Here is a 17,272-nt window from a genome sequence, read left to right on the forward strand (position 1 = left end):
GCTTGAGGTGGCGCTTACTGCTTGGGTGCCGCCGCCATCGCCTCCAGGCGCTGGATCAGCTGGTCAGGCGGCAGGTAGCCGCCGAGCTGGGTGCCGTCCTCGGTGAAGATCGCCGGGGTGCCGGTCACGCCGATCTGCTGCGACAGCGTGTACTGGTCAGCGATCGGGTTCTCGCACTCCTTGATGTCGAGCGGCTGGCCGGCCTTGGCGTCGGTCATCGCCTTCTGCTGGTTGGTCGAGCAGTAGACTGACACCGCCTTCTGGTAGCTCTCCGAGCCAATGCCAGCGCGCGGGAAGAACAGGTACTCGATGGCGATCCCAGCGCTGTTGTACTCGGTGATGTGCTCGTGCAGCTTGCGGCAGTAGCCGCAGTCGATGTCCGTAAACACCGTGAGCGTGTACTTCGGATCGGGCGGCGCGAACGCGATGCGGCCGGTGGTGACCTGCGCCAGCGCCTCGCGCCGCACCTTGGCACGGCTGGCCTCGGTGATGTCGACCCGGTTGGGGATGTCGAACAGCGAGCCCTGGACCAGGTAGCGACCGTCGGCGGTGACGTAGACGACGCGGCCTTCGATGGTGACTTCGTACAGATTGGGCACCACCGACTCGGCGATGCCGTCGATCTTGGCGTTGGGCACCAGGCTTTCGATGGCGCCGCGGACCGCGGATTCACCAGACTGCGCAAAGGCGGGCGTGGCGGTGGCCACGATACTCAGGGCGGCGATCACGGCGCCGGCAAGGATGCGGGACATGCAGTTCCTCGAAGCTGGAAAGGGCCGGCGGGCTGCGGGCCTGTCGCGCTGCGACCGTGCCCCGGGCCGGAAGTTCAGTGCCGCGCCAAAGACGGGCGGCGGCGAGTGTAACCGAGCGGGATGCACGGCTTCGGCCGGCCTCAGCCGCGCGGATGGTGCTGGCTGTGCAGGCGCTTCAAGCCTTCACGGGCCACGAAGGTGTAGATCTGCGTGGTCGACAGGCTGCTGTGGCCCAGCAGCATCTGCAGCGCGCGCAGATCAGCGCCGTGATTCAGCAGATGGGTGGCAAAGGCGTGTCGCAGGGTGTGCGGGCTGACCCGTTCGGCGGGAATGCCGGCGCGCAGGGCCAGCTGCTTCACCCCGTGCCAGAACATCTGCCGGCTCATGCCCTCGCCCAGCCGCGACAGAAACAGCGCCACCGGCTGCTGGCCGCGCGCAAGCCACGGTCGGGCCTCGTCCAGATAGCGCTGCAGCCAGTGCTGAGCCTCCTCGCCCATCGGCAGCAGGCGCTCCTTGCTGCCCTTGCCCATGACCCTCAGCACACCTTGGCGAAGGTTGACTGCCCCGGCCGGCAGCTCGACCAGCTCGGACACGCGCAGGCCGGTGCCATACATCAGTTCCAGCATGGCGCGGTCGCGCAGACCCAGCGGTGTAGCGAGCTCGGGCGCCGCCAGCAGCGCCTCGACCTCAGCCTCGGTCAGCGCCTTGGGTAGCGGCCGACCCAGTTTGGGACTTTCGATCAGAGCAAGGGGATCGGTGCCGATGCGATTCAGGCGCAGGGCCTGGGCATAGAAGCGACGCAGACTGGACAGCAGGCGCGCGCCGCTGCGCGGGCTGTAGCCGCGGGCGCTGCGCCAGGCCAGATACGCGTAGACCTCGCTGCGACCGAGCTCGAACAGGCCGGGGCCCTGACCGACCAGCCAGCGGGCGAAGCCTTCCAGGTCACGGCGGTAGCTGTCCTGGGTGTTCCGCGACAGCCCGTCCTCGGCCCAGGCGCGCTCGATGAACGCATCGATCAAGTGCTGGTCGGCGGCGCGCACCGGAGGCAGAGAGAGTGTCTGTTCCCGTCGCTCGGCGGCGGACGCGGGTTTCGGCGTGGGCGGTTTCGGCGTGCGCGGATTCGGCATGCGTACAAGCTTAGCGGGCCTCGCCGGTATCCTTGCGGCCCATGAGCACCGCAACCAGCCCCCGCCTCGAAGTCGAAACCGCCCCCCTGATGCCGCGCCTGCTTGCGCTGGTCTATGACGTTTTTCCGCTGCTGGGCCTGTGGTTCGCGGTGGCGGTGCTGAGCTATGCCGGGAACGGCGGCGAGCCGGTCAGGCCGGGCAGCCTCGGCGCTTGGCTGGAGTTTCTGGCCCTGGTTGGCGTGACCTTTCTATACGCCGGGCTGTCCTGGCGCCTCGGCGGGCAGACGCTGGGCATGCGCGCCTGGCGTCTGCGTGCGGTGGATGCGAACGGCAATCCGCCCGGCTGGACAGCGATCACACTGCGCTTCGCCGTGGGCGTCGTGTCACTCGCGGCCGCCGGTCTGGGTTTCGCCTGGGTGCTGATCGACCGCGAGCGCCGCAGCTGGCATGAACTCGCGTCCGGCACCCTGACGGTACGACTGCCAAAGCGCTGATGCTTCTGAGTTCGACCTTGAGCGCATGTCAGATTCCCCCTGACAGCCGACCGTGTCCGACTTGACGACACGCGCGCGAGCTCAGGCCTAGACTGCGTTTCGTCGTACGAGCTGGTCCCGACCGGGAGGCCGCCATGCAGATCAACACCAAACCCACTCTGGCCGCCCAGTCCACGCGCGCGCTTGACCTCGACACGCAGTCACGCGCCGGGCAGCGTCTCGGCAGCGGTCAGGCGCTGAACCCGACCGGCGCAGCCGAAACCCAGCAGGCCTCAAACGTGGGCCTGCAGATCGATCAGCGCATCCAGCCGGGGCAGGACACCTTCGCCCTGGGCGCCGAGTTCCTGTCGCGGCCTCGCCCATTGACCGGTAGCGCCGAGTTGGCGCGCACGGCCCAAGGCGGGGCGCCGTCGGCGTCCGAGCTGTTGGAGCAGACCCGCGCTGAGACCGCCCAGCGCATCAACGAGAGCTTGGGCCGCCTGCGCGAGCAGGCGCAGACTGCCGGCGCGCAGGTGGTGGGCGCGCAGGCGAATCTGAATCCGCAAACGGCCTTGGCCCTGTTGCGCTGAGGTCTGGCTTCGGACGCGTTTGCAACGACACGGGCCCGCGAGGGCCCGTTTGGTTCTCGGCAGACGGAGGTTGCCGCCGGCAAGCGCTGCGCCCGCGGGCGCCCGCAGAGCCCGCGCTCACGGTTTCTCGCACGCGTTGCGCGCGAAGGAAGCTCTGGTCTATGGGAGCTTCCGGCGCGCCACGGAGGGCGAGCACGCGGATCGAGCACGTCAGTGCTTGATCTGGGGTGACCGAGCGCAGCGAAGGCGTCGCCGCGCTGCGGCCGAACGCGTCCGGACCCGCGCCGGACTCGCGACGTCTGAACAACGCCCGGACGGACGTGTTCTCACCTTCCTCAAAGGCAGGTCCGCTTTTGCCTCGGCAGATCGTCGCGACACGAGGCCCACTGTCGGAAGCCGCGGTCCGGTGTGGGTGCCGCCCGGAGGATGGGCGTCGAAACCGCGCCGCCCCGCCAGTGTCAGGTACACCCCTACTCGATTCGCCGCCAGCGGCGCCCTAAAGAAATCCTTGGCGAGGACGTTAACTGTCTCAGCAGGCGCCGGGGCCTCGGCAACAGGCCAACCCCCCTGCGGAATCCAGGCCCCTAGGCCGACGGAACCCGAACCCCGAGGAGAGTCATCATGCAAGTGATCAACACCAACACCGCCTCGCTGAACGCCCAGCGCAACCTGTCGACTTCCGGCTCATCGCTGGCCACCTCGCTGCAGCGCCTGAGCTCCGGCTTGCGTATCAACAGCGCCAAGGACGACGCCGCCGGCCTCGCCATCTCCGAGCGCTTCACCAGCCAGATCCGCGGCGTCAACCAGGCGGCCCGCAATGCCAACGACGGCATTTCGCTGGCGCAGACCGCTGAAGGCGCGCTGGCCGAAGTCGGCAACAACCTCCAGCGTATTCGCGAGCTGGCCGTGCAGGCCTCGAACGGCACCAACAACCAGACCGACCGCGACGCGTTGAACGCCGAAGTCACCCAGCTGAAGGCCGAAATCCAGCGCGTGTCCGAGCAGACCAGCTTCAACGGCACCAAGCTGCTGGACGGCTCGTTCACCGCGGTCGCCTTCCAGGTCGGCGCCAATGCCGGTGAGACCATCAGCATCTCCAGCATCGCCAACACTCAAACGGCAGCGATCGGCGGCACCTTCACCCGCACCACCGGCAGCTTCAATGCGACGGCGCTGACGGGCTTCGCGACCGCGATCGCGGCCGGTGGCCTGGTGCTCAACGGAACGGATGTCGGTGCGATCGGTGCGGCTGCCAACGCTCAGGAGCGCGCGGGCCAGCTGGTGGAAGCCATCAACCGCGTGTCCGCCCAGTCCGGCGTGGGTGCCTCCTACGACGCCACCACCGGCGATGTGACCCTGGTCAGCAACGCCGCGGTGGTCACCACGGGTACCACCAACTCGGCGACCGTCGCAGGTATTGCCAACGCCTTCACCGGCACGTCGGCCACCAGCACCGGAATCACCTCGGTCAACGTGTCCAGCTTCACCGACGCCCAGCTCGCGATCGGCCAGATCGACAACGCTCTGACCGCCGTCAACTCCTCGCGCGCTGAACTCGGTGCGATCCAGAACCGCTTCAGCTCGGTGGTCACCAACCTGCAGACGAGCTCCGAGAACCTGTCGGCCTCGCGCTCCCGCATCCGTGACGCCGACTACGCCAAGGAAACTGCCGAGCTGACGCGCGGCCAGATCCTGCAGCAGGCCGGCACGGCGATGCTGGCCCAGGCCAATCAGCTGCCGCAGAACGTCCTGAGCCTGCTCCGCTAAGAAACGACTTCAGGCTTCAGGCCGGGGAGTGCAGCGCAGGCTGCACTCCCCTCGGCTACAAGGTGAGCCGCCATGAATACGATCAATCCACTCTTGAGTGCCTACAGCCCGGCCGCTGCCTCGCGCAGCAGCGGGGCTTCTGCGGTTTCCGGGGCGGTGCAGCCGGCGACGTCAAGCGCGACGCCAGCAGGCGCCAACGCACTGCCGGCGCAGGCTTTGCAGGCCAACGGGCCGAACGCGCCCAAGGTGGGTGCCCAGGAGCGCGAGCCCGCGGCAGGCCGACCGGACAAGGAAGACCTGCAGCGCCAGCTCGACGAGGTCATGAAGGGCGTCCAGACTTCGCTGCGCTTCCGCGTCGACGACGACTCGAACCGGGTCGTGGTGAGCATCGTCGACCAGACGTCCGGCGACGTGATCCAGCAGATCCCCTCCGAGGTCTCGCTGCGCATCGCCAAGCGCATGGCCGAGCTGGGCTCGGGCATGATCAACGAAAGCGCCTAGCGCCTCAGGGAGCGCCGCAGCCATGTCCAGCGTGGGAAGCGTCGGTTCGGGTCTCGACATCCAGGGTCTGGTCAGCCAGCTGGTGGCCGCCGAGCGCGCCCCGCAGGCGCAGCGCCTGTCGCGCATCGAGTCCGGCGCGCGCGCCCAGCTGAGTTCGCTGGGCAACCTCAGCAGCGTGTTGGCCCAGCTCAAGTCAGCAGCCGGCGCGTTCAGCGGAGCGAGTGGCTTCGGCGCGCGCACCGTCGGTTTGAGCAACGCCAATTACCTGAGCGCCACCGCCGGCCCCCAGGCCCAGCAGGGCAGCTACGAGATCGAAGTCGTCAATCTCGCGCGCGCAGGAAAGATGAGCTCGGCTGTGCGCGCCACCCCCGCCACTTCGCTGGGCAGCGGCAGCCTGACGCTGAACGTCGGCGCGTCGAGCTTTACGGTGAATGCCGGCGGCGCCCCGATCACCCTGGAGGGCCTGCGCGACGCCATCAACAGCGCCAGCGATAACGCGGGCGTTGCCGCCAGCCTGGTCACCACAGATGACGGCGTTCGCCTGGTGCTGACCGGCCGCGAGACAGGCGCGGCCAAAGCGCTGTCGATCAGCGGCGGCGGCGACCTTGCCGCGTTTGCCACGGCCTTTACCGTCAACTCGACGGCAGCCAACGCCCAGGTCCGGGTCGACGGCAACCTGGCCTCGTCCAGCAGCAACACTTTTGCTTCAGTGATTCCCGGCGTCAGTTTCACCGCGACCAAGGCGGAAACCGACCCCGCCACCACCCGCACCACGCTGAGCATTGGCCGCGACGATGGCGCTGCACGCAAGCAGGCCGAAGCCTTCGTGACTTCGGTGAACAGCGTGCTAAGCGCGGTCAAGGTGGCGACTTTGGCCAACCCGCAAACCGAGGTGACTTCGCCGCTCACGGGTGACGCGCTGCCGCGCTCGCTGGTCAGCCAGCTGCGCAACGCGATCGGCGCCAGCGTGCCCGGACAGCCGCCGGGCTTCGCCTCGCTCAACTCGGTCGGCATCGCCTTCCAGGCCGACGGCAGCCTCAAGCTCGACGCAGCGCGTTTCGACGCCGCGATGAACGCGAACCCGCAGGCCGTGGCCAAACTGTTCAGTGGCGACGGCAGCAGCGGCAAGCGCGTTGTCGACCTGGTGGACGGCTTCACCGGCGCCAATGGCGTCATCACCAGCCGCAACAAGGCCATCAATGAACGTCTAGACGACGTCACGCGTCAGCGCGAAGCCTTGGATCTGCGAATGGAGGGCGTGCAGAAGACCTATCTAGCGCAGTTTACCGCCATGGAGAAGATCGTCGCCCAGCTGCAGGGCACGAGCAGCTTCCTGGCCAGTCAGCTCGCCCAGCTGCCGTCTGCCGCCCGCTAAACCACGAGGACGCTCCCATGCACGGCGCACAGGCCTACTTGAAGCAGTACCGCAGCACCGGCCTTGAAGGCTCGGTGATCGATGCCAGCCCGCACAAACTGATCAGTCTGCTGCTGAGCGGCGCCCGCGAGCGCATCGCCCTCGCCATGACCGCGATGGCCGAAGGCCGCGTGGCCGCCAAGGGCGAGGCCATCAGCCGCGCCTGCGTAATCATCGACAGTCTGCGCGGCTCGCTGGACCACAGCGCCGGCGGTGATGTGGCCGGAAGCCTTGAAGCGCTCTACGATTACGCCACCCGCCGTTTGGTGGAAGGCAATGCCGGCAATGATCCGGCCGCTTTCACTGAGGTCGATGGGCTGCTCGCCGAGGTGCAGTCCGCCTGGGCTGCGATACCGCCGGAGCTGCAGCAAAAGGCCGGCTGACCACGCTGTTCACCGGAGCCCAGGCATGCGCGAGATCCTCGAACGATTCGAAGCGCTCGCCTCGCGCCTGGAACGCGGTGAGCTGGACGGCGCCGCGGAAGCCTTGGCCGAACACGACTGCGCGGTGCGCGCGGCTTTCGCCAGCCCGCACCCCATTGATGAAACCGTGGCCCGCAGCCTGCTGGCGCGCCAGCATCGTGTGCATTCGCTGATGCTCGCGCTGCGCGACCAGCTGGGCGAACGGCTGGGCAATGAACGCCGAGGCCACACGGCCGTGAACCATTACCTCACGGACAGCGGCGAATGAGCCCTACCGAGGCCGAGCGTCGACTCTTCGGCGAGGCGCTGGTGTGCAGCGATGAGCTGTCCTGGACCCTGACCCCGGGTCCCGATCGCGCGGATGAGATCCTCCGCCATCAGGCCATGGCCGAACGGCTGCTGCGCAGCGCTGCGAGCGCTGAGGCCAGCGGTCCTGACGATCCCGAGCACAGCCCGCAGGACACCGCCCTGCTGCGCATGGAAGCCAAGATCGATCTCGCGATTGAGCTGCTGGGGCGGATGCTGTCGGCCGAACAGCCGCAATCGGCGCCGCGTCCGGTGCGCTGGTCGCGCCTGGGCGCGCAGGTGGTGGCCTCGTCTGAACGTACGGCGGGTAGCCGACATCTGCTCAGCCTGCAGCTGCCGACCGGGCTCAATCTGCCGCTGCGGCTGCCGGTCGAAGTGCTCGCCAGCGAAGCGCGGGACAGCGGGCACTGGGCGCTCTGGCTGTCCTTCACCCCTGCCCCGGCCGGACTGGAAGCCGCGCTGGAGCGTTTTCTGTTCCGCCAGCACCGCCGGCAGATCGCCGCGCATCGCCGGGGCAGCAGCTGATTCGCATGCCGTGAAGTCCATCATGCTTTCGCGAATCCGTTCGCTGCGTTAAGTTTCCATTCCAAGACCGCTTCCCCGAGAGCCGCGCATGCGCGTACTGATCGCCGACGACCACACCTTGGTACGCGCCGGCATCCGCCGCCTGCTGGAATCACAGCCCGATATCGAGGTCGTCGCCGAGGCCCAGGACGGCCAGGAGGCGCTGGACCTCACCGCCATCCACCGTCCGGATATCGCCCTCGTCGATCTCGCCATGCCGGGCCGCAATGGGCTCGACGTCCTGATCGACATGCGCCGGCTGTTTCCCGAAACCGCCATCGTGATGATGTCCATGCATGCCGATCCTGCCTATGTGCGCACCGCGCTGGAGCGCGGCGCGCTGGGCTTCGTGGTCAAAGAGGCCGCGCCGGCCGAGCTGGAGATCGCCCTGCGCGCAGCCCTGCGCGGCGACACCTTTCTGAGCCCGAAGATCTCGTCGCGCATGCTGGGCAACGCGCATCAGCGCGTGCCCGGCGCACAGGACCTCGAAGCGCTGCCACCACGGCAGCGCGAGATCCTGCGCCTGCTGGCGCAGGGCAAGGTCACCAAGGAGATCGCGGCCCTGTTGGGCATCAGCGTCAAGACCGTCGAGACCCATCGCGCGCGGATGATGGAGACGCTGGGAATCCGACGCTCCAGTGAGCTGCTGCGTTTCGCCGTGCAGCGCGCGCTCGACGCCTGACGTCGAACCACCGGCGCCGCCGGTCGCGCCTCGCGCGCTTCGTCCGGTTCCTACCCGGATCGACCGTCAAAACCGCCTGCAACCCGGCTCAATCCGCGCCGGGTTTCCGTTTTTGTGGGGGATTCCCCGACGCATGTAGGGTCCACCCTGATTAATTTTCCGACGTTCGATGCCGAGAATGTTCAGTACATGCCCCTTGTGCGGGCGTTGACGAAGTTCGCAAGGGGTCTCCATGAAACAGGGCATGCGACAGCAGCTCAGCCAAACGCTCAGCCTGACGCCGCAGCTGCTGCAGTCGATCCGACTGCTGCACCTGAACGCGATCGAGCTTGAGGCGGAGGTCAACCGCGCGCTCGAGGACAACCCGCTGCTGGAGGCCGACGTCGACGACGAAGCCGCCGACGAGGCCGCCGAAGCCGCTCAGGTGGAGCTGGAGGACGCCCTGGACGGTCCCCGCGAGGACCTGCCCAGCGAGTTCATCGAAGCCGGCTTGAGCCGGGTCAACAGCGCACCGAACGACGACGACGATCCGCTCGCGCGCTGCGTCGCTCGCGAAACCGGCGGTATCCGCCAGCGTCTGCTGGAGCAGCTGAGCCTGGAGCTGCACTCACGCGACGAGATCGAAGCGGCGGCGTGGCTGATCGACCAGGTGGATGACGCCGGCTATCTGGAAATGTCTCTGCCGGAGCTCGCCGCAGCCGCGCGCGCCCGCGGCATCGATCCGCTGCGGCTCGCGGGCATCCGTCAGAAGCTGATGCGTCTGGAGCCCGCCGGCTTCGGTGCCATCGACCTGCGCGAATGTCTGCTGGTGCAGCTGGAGCAGCGCGATCACGATGAACCCGGCCATGGCTTGGCCCTGCGGATGGTGTCCGAGCACCTTCAGCTGATGGCCGAGCACGACCACAACGCCATTGCCGACGTGCTCGATGTCAGCGCCGACGAGGTGATCTGTGCCGAGCGCCTGATCATGGCGCTCGATCCCAAGCCGGGCGCGTACTCCACTCCGGAGCCACAGCAGTACGTGGTGCCCGACGTGATCGTGCGAAAGGGCCGCAACGGCAATTGGGTGGTCAGCCTGAACCCGCTGACCGCGCCGAAGGTGCGCATCAGCCCCGTGTGCGAGGCCCTGCTCGAGAACGCCGCGCAGGACGATGCCGGCGCCAAGAAGATGCGCGAGCTGCTGCAGGACGCGCGCTGGCTGACCCGTGGACTGTCAATGCGCTATGACACCCTGCTCAAGACGACCCAGGCCATCGTCGAGCGTCAGCTCGGCTTCTTCGAGCGCGGCGAGGAGGGCATGGGCCCGCTGACCCTGCGCGAAGTGGCCGATGCCATCGGCATGCACGAGTCCTCGATCTCGCGCATCACCACCGGCAAGTACGTGCAGACCCCGCGCGGCACGTTCGAGCTGAAGTACTTCTTCGCGGTGCGCCTGGAGGGCGCGTCGGTGGCCGGCGTCGCCGTGCGCGCCATGGTCAAACGCCTCATCGATTCCGAGAATCCTTCCGCCCCCTTGGCGGATGACACCATCGTCAGCCTGTTGGCCCGCCAGGGCGTCAGCATCGCCCGCCGCACCGTCGCCAAGTATCGCGAAATGCTGGGCATTGGCTCGGCCAAGGAGCGCCGTCTGCAGGCGATGGGCGATCATCGAGCTCCCCGCGTTCCCCACTTTACGAGAACTGCCCCATGAATCGCCTTACCGTCCTGCTGGTCGATGATCACGATGGCTTCCTCAACGCGGCGATGCGGCATTTCCGCAACGTCGGTTGGCTGGAGGTGGTCGGCCGCGCGATGAACGGACTGGAAGCGATCGCCCAAACCGAGCAGCTGAAGCCGGCTGTGGTGCTGATGGATCTGGCCATGCCCGAGATGGGCGGCCTGCAGGCCACCCGCCTGATCAAAGCGCAGACCGCGCCGCCGTACATCGTGATCGCCAGCCACTTCGACGACGCCGAACACCGCGAGCATGCGGCGCGCGCCGGCGCCGATGCCTTCATCAGCAAGCTCAACTATGTCCAGGAGGTCATGCCGATCCTGGCGCGGTTGGCGGGAGAGCGGGGCCATGTCTGAATCACGTGTGCTGGTGATCGATGCCGACCGCGGCCGCGGCGAGCGCATCGGCACCATTCTCGACTTCATGGACCTGACCCCGCGCGTGGTCACCGACGCGGACGAGCTGCATCTGTCGCGCCACGACCCGCAGGACTGGCTCGCCGTCGTGTTGGGCGAGATCACCGACGTGAAGAGCTGGAAAGCCTTCCTCGACTGGATGAAGCGCGACCCCTTGCATCCGCCGATCCTGGCGCTGCCCGAGCACCATCTCGACGGGCCCGAGGCCTTCGGCCTGAACGACGCCAATTTCTGGCCGCTCGACTACCCGATCAAGCAGCCGCAGCTGGTGGAACACCTGCGCCGCGCCAGCATCAAGAAGATGGAGGACATCGCCGACGCCGGCGCGCCGCGCGGCGGCCCGACAGGCGGCAGTGCGGCGGTGCAGAAGCTGCGGCGGATGATCGAGCAGGTCGCAAGTTTTGACACCACCGTGCTGATCCTCGGCGAATCCGGCACCGGCAAAGAAGTCTGCGCGCGCGCCATCTACGAGCGCTCGGCGCGCCGCAACGGCCCCTTCGTGGCGGTGAACTGCGGCGCCATTCCCGCCGAACTTCTGGAAAGCGAGCTGTTCGGGCACGAGAAAGGCTCGTTCACCGGCGCCATCACCTCGCGCAAGGGTCGCTTCGAGCTGGCCGAGGGCGGCACGCTGTTTCTGGATGAGATCGGCGACATGAGCATGCCGATGCAGGTGAAGCTGCTGCGCGTGCTGCAGGAGCGCAGCTTCGAGCGCGTTGGCGGCAGCGACACCATCCGCTGCAACGTGCGGGTCGTCGCCGCCACCCATCGCAATCTCGAAGAAGCCATCGTCAAGGGCAGCTTCCGCGAGGATCTGTTCTATCGGCTCAACGTCTTCCCCATCGAGATGCCATCGCTGCGCGACCGCCGCGAAGACCTCCCGGACCTGGTCAACGCGCTGACCAAGCAGCTGGAGAAATCCGGCCGCGGCAGCGTGCGGCTGTCGCCGGAGGCGCTGCAGGTGCTGCAGGCCTACCCGTGGCCGGGCAACGTGCGCGAACTGTCCAACCTGATCGAGCGTCTGGCCGTGCTGCACCCGGGCGGCCTGGTGCGTGCCCGCGATCTGCCGGCGCGCTACCGCGACGGCGTCGAGCTGCCGGAAGAGAACGAGCTCGATGCAGTGATCGCCAACGAGTCGCACGGCGCGGTCGACACGCTCCCGCCCGAGGGCATCGACCTGAAAGACCATATCGCCCGCATCGAGATGAGCTTGATCCGCGCCGCGCTGGACCGCGCCGACGGCGTGGTCGCACACGCGGCCCAGCTGCTCGGCCTGCGCCGCACCACGCTGGTAGAGAAACTGCGCAAGTACGGCCTGGGTCGCGACGGCGACTTGAATTTGACGCCAGATTCCTGACAGCCCTGCGGCACAGCTCTTGCCTAGAACCGCCTGAACCCGTCAGGACGGTCCAGGCCCTCCATGAGCGACGCCAGCATCAACGCCATCCTTTCGCAGATCCGCAGTCTGCAGGGACAGCTGCAGACGAACCGGCCGAGCCCGGTCGAAACGCCTGCGCCTGCGGCGGCCGATACCGGCTTCGGCAACACGCTGAAGCGCGCGGTCACCCAGGTCAACAACCAACAGAACGAGTCCTCCGCCTTGTCCCGGGCCTTCGAGATGGGCGACCCCAACGTCGACCTGGTGCGGGTGATGCTCGCCTCGCAGCAGTCCTCGGTCAGCTTCCGCGCCACCGTCGAGGTGCGCAATCGGCTGGTCCAGGCCTACCAGGACGTCATGAACATGCCGCTGTAAGCGCAGGACGCTGGTCATGGACAACCAACTCACGCTCTCCCAGGTCAAGGACATTCCCGCGGTGCGCCAGGCGGGCCTGCTGCTCGCCCTTGCGGGTGCAATCGCGCTCGGCATCGCCGGCTTCTTCTGGTCGCTGTCGCCGACCTACGTCAACCTGTTCACCGGCCTGCCCGATCGCGATGCGGCTGAGGTGGTGACCGCCCTTCAGGGAGCACAGATTCCGCACGAAGTGGATGCCGTCACCGGCGCCATCCGCGTGCCCGAGGCGCGCGCCCGCGAAGCGCGCATGCAGCTCGCCACCCAAGGGCTGCCGCAGACCACGCGCCCCGGCATCGAATCGATCAATGAAAGCCCGGGCTTTGGCACCAGCCAGTTTGTCGAGGGTGCGCGCTACCAGCACGCGCTGGAGATGGAGATCGCCCGCACCATCAGCGAACTGCGCCCCGTGCGCGAAGCCCGTGTGCATCTGGCCCTGCCGAAACCCAGCGCCTTCACCCGCGCGCGCCAGCCCGCTTCGGCCTCGGTGATGCTGCAGCTGTTCCCGGGACGCCAGCTCGAACGCGACCAGGTCGCAGCCATCGTGCACCTGGTGGCCAGCAGCATCCCCGACCTCGCCACCGAGCGCGTCACGGTGATCGACCAGGCCGGGCGCCTGCTCACCAACAACGACCCCAATGACCCCAACGTGCTGGCGGCGCTGCAGTTCGAGCAGCGTCGACGCCTGGAGGAAACCCTAGTCGCGCGCATCCAGCAGCTGCTGGAACCCTTCGCCGGGCCCGGACGGGTCAGCGCGCAGGTCAGCGTGGACATGGATTTCTCGGTGATCGAAGAAGCCCGCGAGCGCTTCGAACCCGATCCCGCCAAGCTGCGTTCGGAGCAGGTCGCCGAGAGCAGCAACAGCACCCCGCCGAACGAAGGCGTGCCCGGCGCCACCGCCAACACGCCGCCGGGTGCGGCCGCTGATGCGGCCACCGCCGGCCCGCAGAGCGCCTCGCGCAGCGCCACCCGCAACTTCGAGATGGACCGCACCGTCAGCCACAGCCGCAACGACACCGGCCGCGTGCAGCGGATCACCGCAGCAGTGCTGATCGACCACGTACTGTCGGTGCCGGACCCGGCCGCGGCGCCCGCTGCGGCCGATCCCGCCGCCGATCCGGCCGCAGACCCCGCGGCGGACCCGGCCGCAGACCCCGCTGCAGATCCCGCGGCTGCGGCCGCGGCCGCAGCACCCGCCCTCCCCGCCCTGCAGCCACTGACGCCAGAACAGCTCGCCCAGGTCGAAGAGCTGGTCAAGCAGGCGATCGGCTTTAGCGAGGCCCGCGGCGATGCGGTGAGCGTGATGAATGCGCCCTTCCTGCGCGAGGCGCCGCTGCCGATCGACGAAGCCGTGCCGCTGATGGAGCAGCCGTGGTTCTGGCCGCTGCTGCAGTACGGCGGCGGCCTGCTGCTGGTGATGATGCTGATCCTGTTCGTGGTGCGTCCGGTGATCCGCAGCCTGCTGGCGCCAGCGCCGCGCCGGCGCGACGAGGCCAACGAAGACGAGGAAGAACTGCCGCTGCTCAGCGGCCGCACGGAAGGCGGTGAGAACGACGAAGAGGGCGTGCGCATGCTGCCCGGCCAGGTCAACAACACCCAGGAGCAGCGCGAGGCCATGGTGGCCGCGGCCAAGACCTTGGACGAGAAGCTGCAGCTCGCCCGCAGCACCGTGGCGCAGGACCCGAAGATCGTGGCGCAGGTCGTGAAGAACTGGGTGGCCGCCGATGCCTGACAACAACGACAAGCTCACCGGCACCCAGCGCGCCGCCGTTCTGCTGATGTCGCTCGGCGAGGCCGAAGCGGCCGAAGTGCTGCGCCAGCTCAACGCCAAGGAGGTGCAGAAGCTGGGCGTGGCCATGGCCACCATCAGCAACGTCACCAAGGACCAGGTGATCGAGGTGGTCGACGAATTCGTCGAAGACCTGCAGAGCCAGACCGCCTTCGGCCTGGGCGCCGACGACTACGTGCGCAAGGTGCTGGTGCAGGCGCTGGGCGAGGACAAGGCCGGCAACCTGATCGAGCGCATCCTGCTCGGCCGCAACAGCAAGGGCCTGGAAACGCTCAAGTGGATGGACCCGCGCTCGATCGCCGACTTAATCCGCAACGAGCATCCGCAGATCATCGCCATCGTGCTCAGCTTTCTCGAAAGCGACCAGGCCGCCGACGTGATCAAGCTGCTGCCCGCGCGCACCCGCGTCGATGCCCTGATGCGCATCGCCACGCTGGAGGGCATACCGCCGAATGCGCTGTCGGAGCTCAACGACATCATGGAGAAGCGCTTCGCCGGCAACCAGGGCATGAACCAGAGCCAGGTCGGCGGCGTCAAGGTCGCGGCCGACATCATCAACTTCCTGGACACCAACACCGAGCAGCAGATCAGCACCGGCATCCGCGAGATCGATCCTGAGCTGTGCAACCAGATCCAGGAGCTGATGTTCGTCTTCGACAACGTCGCCGACCTCGACGACCGCGCCATCCAGTCGGTGCTGCGCGAGGTGCAGGGCGACAAGCTCGGCCTGGCGCTGCGTGGCGCCGACTCGAAGGTCAAGGACAAGATCCTGAAGAACATGTCGCAGCGCGCCGCCGCGATGCTGGTCGAAGACATGGACTCTCGCGGCCCCGCGCGCCTGTCCGACGTCGAAACCGCGCAGAAAGAGATTCTCGCCATCGTCCGTCGCATGGCCGACGCCGGCGAAATCCAGCTCGGCTCCAAGACTGAGGAGCTGCTGTGAGCAGCAGCCCGCAGGCGCCGGTGCGCATGCTCGCCGACAGCCCGGAGCTGCGCCGCTGGGAAGTGCCTGTGCTGGACGCCCCACCGCCGCCCGCGCTGGAGCCGGAGGCCGACGAGCCGCTGCCGCTGCCGCCCTCGCTGGAGGAGATCGAAGCCATCCAGCGCGCCGCCCATGAAGAAGGCTTTGCCGCCGGCCACGCCGAAGGGCTGGCCCAGGCGCAGGCCGAGATGCGTCTGCTGCAGGCCCGGCTCGAAGGCATTCTCGATGCGTTCTCGAAGCCGCTGTCCGAGCTTGAGGGCGAAGTCGAGCGGGCGCTGTCCGAGCTGGCCGCGCGCATTGCCGGCACCCTGGTGCGCCATGCCTACGTCGTGCAACCCGAACTGCTGGCGCGCTTGACTCACGAGGCCATCGACAGCCTCGGCGAGAAGCCACGCCAGGTCGAAGTGAGGCTGCACCCCGAAGACCTCGAAGCAATCGCCCCCTTGCTGCCCGACAGCGCCGGCGTGCGCATCCACGGCGATCCCGCCCTGGCACGCGGTGACCTGCGCGTGCACGCCGAGGACGTGCGCCTCGATGCCCGCCTCGCGACCCGGCTGGAGCAGATCCTGCCGCGCCTGCTGGCGGACTCGCCCGCGGCCGATGAAGGTGAGCCCGCATGAGCGCACAGGCCGAACTCAGCGCGCGCCATGCGCGACTCGCCGCACGCCTGCGCACCCATGCAGCGCCGCCCGGCAGCCGCGAGTTCCTGCGCGAGGGCGTGCTGAAGCGCGTGGTCGGGCTCACGCTGGAAGCGGTCGGCTGCGAGGTGCCGCTCGGCGCGAACTGCCGCCTGCAGACGGCCAACGGCAGCTGGGTCGACGCTGAAGTGGTCGGCTTCTCCGGCGAGCGCACCTTCCTGATGCCCAGCACCGAGGTGCAGGGCCTGCTGCCGAATGCGCGCGTAGTCCCGGTGCCCGGCGGCGCTGCCGGCGTGCGCGTTGGCGAAGCCCTGCTCGGGCGCGTGATCGACGGCGAGGGCGTGCCGCTCGACGGCCGCGGCGAGCCGCGCTGCGAGGCCACGGTCAGCCTGACCGGGCCGGTCATCAATCCGCTGCAGCGCGAGCCCATCCATCAATCGCTGGACGTCGGCGTGCGCGCGATCAATGCGCTGATCCCGATCGGCCGCGGCCAGCGCGTCGGCCTGTTCGCCGGCTCCGGCGTCGGCAAGTCGACCCTGCTCGGCATGATGACCCGCTACACCTCGGCGGATGTGGTGGTGGTCGGCCTGATCGGCGAGCGCGGCCGCGAAGTGCGCGACTTCGTCGAGAACACGCTGGGCCAGATGGGCCTGAACCGCGCGGTGGTGGTCGCCACGCCGGCCGACCGACCGCCGCTGGCGCGCCTGCACGGCGCCTGGCGCGCCACCGCCATCGCCGAGTACTTCCGCGACCAGGGCCGCAATGTGCTGCTGCTGATGGATTCGCTGACCCGCTTCGCCCAGGCGCAGCGCGAGATCGGCCTGTCGGTGGGCGAGCCCCCCACCACCCGCGGCTATCCGCCCAGCGTGTTCGCGCGTCTGCCGCAGCTGGTCGAACGCGCCGGCAATGGCTCTGCGGGACGCGGCTCCATCACCGCGTTCTACACCGTGCTCACCGAAGGCGACGACGTGCATGAACCGATCTCGGACGCCGCCCGCGCGATTCTCGACGGCCACATCGTGCTCTCGCGCGCAGTGGCCGAAGGCGGCCGCTATCCGGCCATCGATGTCGAGGCCTCGGTCAGTCGCGTGGTCAGCGAGATCGCCGACAGCGACTGGCGCGCGCAGATCAGCCAGGTGCGGCAGCTGATGTCGGCCTATTCGAGCCACAAGGACCTGATCTCGATCGGCGCCTACCAGCGCGGCTCGGACCCGCGCGTCGATGACGCGCTGCGGCGCTGGCCGGCGCTGATGCGGTTCCTCAACCAGGATGTGGCCGACGCCGCAGACATCGCCAGCAGTCGGGCCGCACTCTCCCACCTGATCCACGAAGGCAGCACCGGAGCCTGA

At 68.3% G+C, this 17,272-nt stretch carries 19 protein-coding genes; 17 read left to right on the forward strand and 2 right to left on the reverse strand.

Features of this window, described 5'->3' with window-relative positions; genetic code table 11:
- Positions 1-14 precede the first annotated feature (14 nt).
- Positions 15-752, reverse strand: a complete 738-nt coding sequence (locus H4O13_13190) for a DsbC family protein (GenBank protein ID MBE5316341.1) — start codon at positions 750-752, stop codon at positions 15-17.
- Between the two features lie 140 nt (positions 753-892).
- Positions 893-1,879, reverse strand: a complete 987-nt coding sequence (gene xerD / locus H4O13_13195) for a site-specific tyrosine recombinase XerD (GenBank protein MBE5316342.1) — start codon at positions 1,877-1,879, stop codon at positions 893-895.
- A gap of 41 nt (positions 1,880-1,920) precedes the next feature.
- On the opposite strand from xerD, the gene H4O13_13200 reads away from it, so the two are divergent.
- The 17 genes from H4O13_13200 to fliI all read left to right on the forward strand — a co-directional run bounded on the left by H4O13_13200 (position 1,921) and on the right by fliI (position 17,272).
- On the forward strand, positions 1,921-2,373 hold the full coding sequence (locus H4O13_13200; GenBank protein ID MBE5316343.1) for an RDD family protein: 453 nt from the start codon (positions 1,921-1,923) through the stop codon (positions 2,371-2,373).
- 134 nt (positions 2,374-2,507) lie between these two features.
- Positions 2,508-2,942, forward strand: coding sequence for a hypothetical protein (locus H4O13_13205; GenBank protein ID MBE5316344.1), 435 nt, complete (start codon positions 2,508-2,510; stop codon positions 2,940-2,942).
- Between the two features lie 618 nt (positions 2,943-3,560).
- Positions 3,561-4,709 (forward strand): flagellin, encoded by a 1,149-nt coding sequence (locus H4O13_13210; protein MBE5316345.1) that lies wholly within the window; start codon positions 3,561-3,563, stop codon positions 4,707-4,709.
- A 72-nt stretch (positions 4,710-4,781) separates the two neighbouring features.
- Entirely contained in the window at positions 4,782-5,210 is a 429-nt protein-coding gene (locus H4O13_13215) for a flagellar protein FlaG (protein ID MBE5316346.1), read from the forward strand.
- A gap of 22 nt (positions 5,211-5,232) precedes the next feature.
- Complete coding sequence (fliD, locus tag H4O13_13220; protein MBE5316347.1) at positions 5,233-6,585, forward strand: flagellar filament capping protein FliD; 1,353 nt, start codon at positions 5,233-5,235, stop codon at positions 6,583-6,585.
- A 17-nt stretch (positions 6,586-6,602) separates the two neighbouring features.
- Positions 6,603-7,007, forward strand: a complete 405-nt coding sequence (fliS, locus tag H4O13_13225) for a flagellar export chaperone FliS (GenBank protein MBE5316348.1) — start codon at positions 6,603-6,605, stop codon at positions 7,005-7,007.
- A gap of 25 nt (positions 7,008-7,032) precedes the next feature.
- Positions 7,033-7,314: a hypothetical protein gene (locus H4O13_13230; GenBank protein MBE5316349.1), complete on the forward strand. Its 282-nt coding sequence runs from the start codon at positions 7,033-7,035 to the stop codon at positions 7,312-7,314.
- Positions 7,311-7,877 carry a PilZ domain-containing protein gene (locus H4O13_13235; GenBank protein MBE5316350.1) on the forward strand — a complete coding sequence of 189 codons (567 nt, stop codon included), beginning with the start codon at positions 7,311-7,313 and terminating at the stop codon, positions 7,875-7,877. The genes H4O13_13230 and H4O13_13235 overlap by 4 nt, the downstream gene beginning before the upstream one ends.
- Positions 7,878-7,965: 88 nt before the next feature.
- The gene (locus H4O13_13240; protein ID MBE5316351.1) at positions 7,966-8,598 is read left to right on the forward strand and encodes a response regulator transcription factor; all 633 of its coding nucleotides are present in this window, start codon (positions 7,966-7,968) and stop codon (positions 8,596-8,598) included.
- A 232-nt stretch (positions 8,599-8,830) separates the two neighbouring features.
- Positions 8,831-10,288: an RNA polymerase factor sigma-54 gene (rpoN, locus tag H4O13_13245; GenBank protein ID MBE5316352.1), complete on the forward strand. Its 1,458-nt coding sequence runs from the start codon at positions 8,831-8,833 to the stop codon at positions 10,286-10,288.
- On the forward strand, positions 10,285-10,668 hold the full coding sequence (locus H4O13_13250) for a response regulator transcription factor (GenBank protein ID MBE5316353.1): 384 nt from the start codon (positions 10,285-10,287) through the stop codon (positions 10,666-10,668). The genes rpoN and H4O13_13250 overlap by 4 nt, the downstream gene beginning before the upstream one ends.
- The gene (locus tag H4O13_13255) at positions 10,661-12,082 is read left to right on the forward strand and encodes a sigma-54-dependent Fis family transcriptional regulator (protein ID MBE5316354.1); all 1,422 of its coding nucleotides are present in this window, start codon (positions 10,661-10,663) and stop codon (positions 12,080-12,082) included. Before H4O13_13250 ends, H4O13_13255 begins: the two co-directional genes overlap by 8 nt.
- A 63-nt stretch (positions 12,083-12,145) precedes the next feature.
- Positions 12,146-12,478 (forward strand): flagellar hook-basal body complex protein FliE, encoded by a 333-nt coding sequence (gene fliE, locus H4O13_13260; protein ID MBE5316355.1) that lies wholly within the window; start codon positions 12,146-12,148, stop codon positions 12,476-12,478.
- 16 nt (positions 12,479-12,494) lie between these two features.
- Positions 12,495-14,246 carry a flagellar M-ring protein FliF gene (fliF, locus tag H4O13_13265; protein MBE5316356.1) on the forward strand — a complete coding sequence of 584 codons (1,752 nt, stop codon included), beginning with the start codon at positions 12,495-12,497 and terminating at the stop codon, positions 14,244-14,246.
- On the forward strand, positions 14,239-15,246 hold the full coding sequence (gene fliG, locus H4O13_13270) for a flagellar motor switch protein FliG (GenBank protein ID MBE5316357.1): 1,008 nt from the start codon (positions 14,239-14,241) through the stop codon (positions 15,244-15,246). Before fliF ends, fliG begins: the two co-directional genes overlap by 8 nt.
- A gap of 26 nt (positions 15,247-15,272) precedes the next feature.
- Complete coding sequence (locus H4O13_13275; GenBank protein MBE5316358.1) at positions 15,273-15,905, forward strand: flagellar assembly protein FliH; 633 nt, start codon at positions 15,273-15,275, stop codon at positions 15,903-15,905.
- Complete coding sequence (gene fliI, locus H4O13_13280; protein ID MBE5316359.1) at positions 15,902-17,272, forward strand: flagellar protein export ATPase FliI; 1,371 nt, start codon at positions 15,902-15,904, stop codon at positions 17,270-17,272. Before H4O13_13275 ends, fliI begins: the two co-directional genes overlap by 4 nt.

This window comes from Lysobacterales bacterium (genome assembly GCA_014946745.1).
Classification (GTDB): Bacteria; Pseudomonadota; Gammaproteobacteria; order Xanthomonadales; family Xanthomonadaceae; genus Aquimonas.